We start from the raw sequence: 3,377 nt of genomic DNA on the forward strand, positions 1-3,377 counted from the left end.
CCTCCGACTTCCTGCAGCACCCGGTGTTCAACACGCACCGTTCCGAGACCCAGTTGCTGCGCTATATCCGCCGCCTCTCGGACCGCGACCTGGCCCTGGACCGGACCATGATCCCGCTGGGGTCGTGCACCATGAAGCTGAACGCCACGGCCGAGATGGAGGCCATCTCCTGGCCGGAGTTCGCTTCCATCCACCCCTTCGCCCCGGAATCCCAGACCGCCGGCTGGCGTGAACTGATCGAGGACCTCGAAGGCCAGCTGACCGAGATCACGGGCTACGACCAGGTCTCSATCCAGCCCAACGCCGGTTCCCAGGGCGAGCTCGCGGGCCTGCTGGCGATCCGCGGCTACCATCTCTCCCGCGGCGATGCCCAGCGCACCGTCTGCCTGATCCCGGCCTCCGCGCACGGCACGAACGCGGCCTCGGCCGTGCTGGCCGGCATGAAGGTCGTGGTCGTGGCCACGGCTTCGGACGGCACGATCGACCACGCGGACCTGACCGCCAAGATCGAGCTGCACAAGGACGCGCTGTCCTGCATCATGATCACCTACCCGTCCACGCACGGGGTGTACGACGCCGATGTCCGCGAGGTCTGCGACGCGATCCACGCCGCCGGCGGCCAGGTCTACATCGACGGCGCCAACCTCAACGCCCTSGTCGGTCTGGCCCAGCCGGGCATGTTCGGCGGCGACGTCTCGCACCTGAACCTGCACAAGACCTTCTGCATCCCGCACGGCGGCGGCGGACCGGGCGTCGGCCCGGTCGCGGCCAAGGCCCACCTGGCACCGTTCATGCCCGGCAACGCGGCTGATCCGGCCAACGGCGCCGACGGCACCCCGATCTCCGCCTCCCGCTACGGCTCGGCAGGTGTGCTGCCGATCTCCTGGGCGTACGTGAAGCTCATGGGGGGCCGGGGCCTCACCGAGGCGACCAAGTCCGCGCTGCTCGCAGCCAACTATGTTGCGTCCCGGCTGGATGAGCACTTCCCGGTGCTCTATATGGGCGCGGGTGGCCTGGTGGCCCACGAGTGCATCCTGGATTTGCGTGAACTGACCGCCCGCTCAGGAGTCACGGCCGAGGACGTGGCCAAGCGCCTGATCGACTACGGCTTCCACGCACCCACGCTGTCCTTCCCGGTGGCGGGCACCCTCATGGTGGAGCCCACCGAATCCGAGGACCTTGCGGAGATTGACCGCTTCATCGAGGCGATGATCACCATCCGCCAGGAAATCGACCAGGTCGTCAACGGCGACTTCACGGTGGAGAACTCGCCGTTGCGCAACGCACCCCACACGGCTGCCGCCGTCGTTAGCTCTCATTGGGACCGCGCGTACCCGCGTGAGCAGGGGGCGTTTCCGGTCCTCCAGCTGAAGCAGGACAAGTACTTCCCGCCGGTCGGACGGATCGACGGCGCGGCCGGGGACCGCAACCTGATCTGCTCGTGCCCATCCCTCGAATCGTTCGAGCAAAGCACAGCATCGTTCGAGGACAACACAGCAGCGTTCGAAAACTAAGGACTGACTCAATGACTGAGAATTACACCGCTCTTTACGAGCAGCACAAAAAAGCCGGCGCCTCCTTCACGGACTTCGGCGGCTGGCAGATGCCCCTCAAATACGAATCTGAACTCGCAGAGCACCACGCTGTCCGCAACGCCGCGGGCCTGTTCGACCTCTCCCACATGGGCGAAGTCTGGGTCAGCGGTCCGGACGCGGCCGGGTTCCTCGACTACGCCCTGGTCGGGAAGCTGTCGGCGATCGCCGTTGGCAAGGCCAAGTACTCGCTGATCTGCAACACCGACGGCGGCATCATCGACGACCTCATCACCTACCGTCGCGCTGAGGACAGGTACCTCGTGGTCCCCAATGCGGGCAACGCCAAGGTAGTCGCCGCGGCCCTCGCTGAGCGGGCCGGTTCCGGAAAGGACGGCGGATTCGACGTCACCGTCCAGGACGCCTCTGCGGAGACCTCGCTGATCGCCGTCCAGGGCCCCAACGCAGAAGCCATTCTGCTGACCCTTGTCCCATCCGAGCAGCATGTCCTGGTCACCGACCTGAAGTACTACGCCGCGGTCGAGGTCCAGATCAAGGGACAGGATCTGCTTCTCGCCCGCACCGGCTACACCGGCGAGGACGGCTTCGAGATCTACATCCCGAACGAGGATGCGGCAGGTCTATGGGAAGCCTTGCTTGAAGCGGGCGAAGAATACGGCCTCATTCCCGCCGGCCTCGCGTCCCGCGACTCCCTCCGTCTCGAGGCCGGCATGCCACTCTACGGCAACGAGCTCTCCCGCTACGTCAACGCCTACGCCGCCGGACTGGGCCCCGTTGTCTCGCTCACCAAGGAAAGCGACTTTGTGGGCAAGGAGGCGCTGACGGCGATCAAGGCTGCCGGCGTCGGATCGTCCATCGGCCAAAAGCTTGTGGGACTCAAGGGCACGGGGCGCAGGGCAGCCCGGGCCCATTACTCCGTCCTCAAGAACGGAACGCTCATCGGTGAGGTGACCTCGGGCCAGCCGAGCCCGACGCTCGGTTACCCGGTCGCCCTGGCATATGTCGCCGTCGAGAACTCAGAACCTGGCACGATCGTCGACGTCGAACTCCGCGGCAAGACGGAACCGTTCGAAGTCGTCGCGCTGCCGTTCTACAAGCGCCAAAAGTAAGTCCCCTCGGGTCGCCGTTGGCCCTTCCGGGCCGGGGTAAACAAGTTTTACGAACGAGAAGAAAGAAGGATTTGAGATGAGCAAAGTAGTTGCTGAACTGAAGTATTCGGCTGAGCACGAGTGGGTTGCTTCAGATGGCGCCGGGCCCGCGGGCATTGGCATTTCCGCTGTCGCCGCCGACGCGCTGGGCGACATCGTGTACGTGGACCTGCCCGAGGTCGGGTCGACGGTGACTGCGGGGGAGACCTGCGGCGAGGTTGAGTCGACCAAGTCGGTCTCGGGCCTGTACGCGCCGGTGACGGGCGAGGTCACCGAAATCAACCCTGCCGTCGTCGATGACCCCGCGCTGATCAACAGCGATCCGTACGGCGCCGGCTGGCTCTTCAAGGTGGCGGTCGCTGAAGAAGGCCCGCTGCTCTCGGCGCAGGAGTACGCGTCCAAGAACGGCGGCGAACTGTGAGCCCCTTGACGGGGATTGCCCCCTTTGAGCAGGTCGTTTCCCGGAGTCTGGACGCGGACCTGTCCGTGCTGGATCCGGAGATCGCCGCGAAGATCGACGCCGAACTCAGCCGGCAGCGTGACGGTTTGGAGATGATCGCCTCGGAGAACCACACCGCGAGGGCTGTGATGCAGGCGCAGGGTTCGGTGCTGACGAACAAGTACGCCGAGGGCTACCCGGGCAAGCGTTACTACGGCGGCTGCGAGCATGTTGACG

The 3,377-nt window shown here is 65.6% G+C and carries 2 protein-coding genes and 2 pseudogenes; all 4 read left to right on the forward strand.

Annotation, left to right across the window (positions count from 1 at the left end):
- Window positions 1-1,514, forward strand: a pseudogene (locus tag AC1D1S_RS20235) (glycine dehydrogenase (aminomethyl-transferring)); the annotation flags it as partial.
- Window positions 1,515-1,525: 11 nt separating this feature from the next.
- Window positions 1,526-2,662 (forward strand): glycine cleavage system aminomethyltransferase GcvT, encoded by a 1,137-nt coding sequence (gcvT, locus tag AC1D1S_RS20240; protein ID WP_476995338.1) that lies wholly within the window; start codon window positions 1,526-1,528, stop codon window positions 2,660-2,662.
- Between the two features lie 76 nt (window positions 2,663-2,738).
- The gene (gcvH, locus tag AC1D1S_RS20245) at window positions 2,739-3,122 is read left to right on the forward strand and encodes a glycine cleavage system protein GcvH (RefSeq protein ID WP_476995339.1); all 384 of its coding nucleotides are present in this window, start codon (window positions 2,739-2,741) and stop codon (window positions 3,120-3,122) included.
- A gap of 68 nt (window positions 3,123-3,190) precedes the next feature.
- Window positions 3,191-3,377 (forward strand): annotated as a pseudogene (locus AC1D1S_RS20250) (serine hydroxymethyltransferase); the annotation flags it as partial.

The sequence above is a fragment of the Arthrobacter sp. P1_A5 genome (assembly GCF_056406825.1).

Bases quoted from the DNA above. Each gene is read 5' to 3' on its own strand.
- gcvT (WP_476995338.1), top strand. From the start codon at position 1,526: ATGACTGAGAATTACACCGCTCTTTACGAGCAGCACAAAAAAGCCGGC.
- gcvH (WP_476995339.1), top strand. From the start codon at position 2,739: ATGAGCAAAGTAGTTGCTGAACTGAAGTATTCGGCTGAGCACGAGTGG.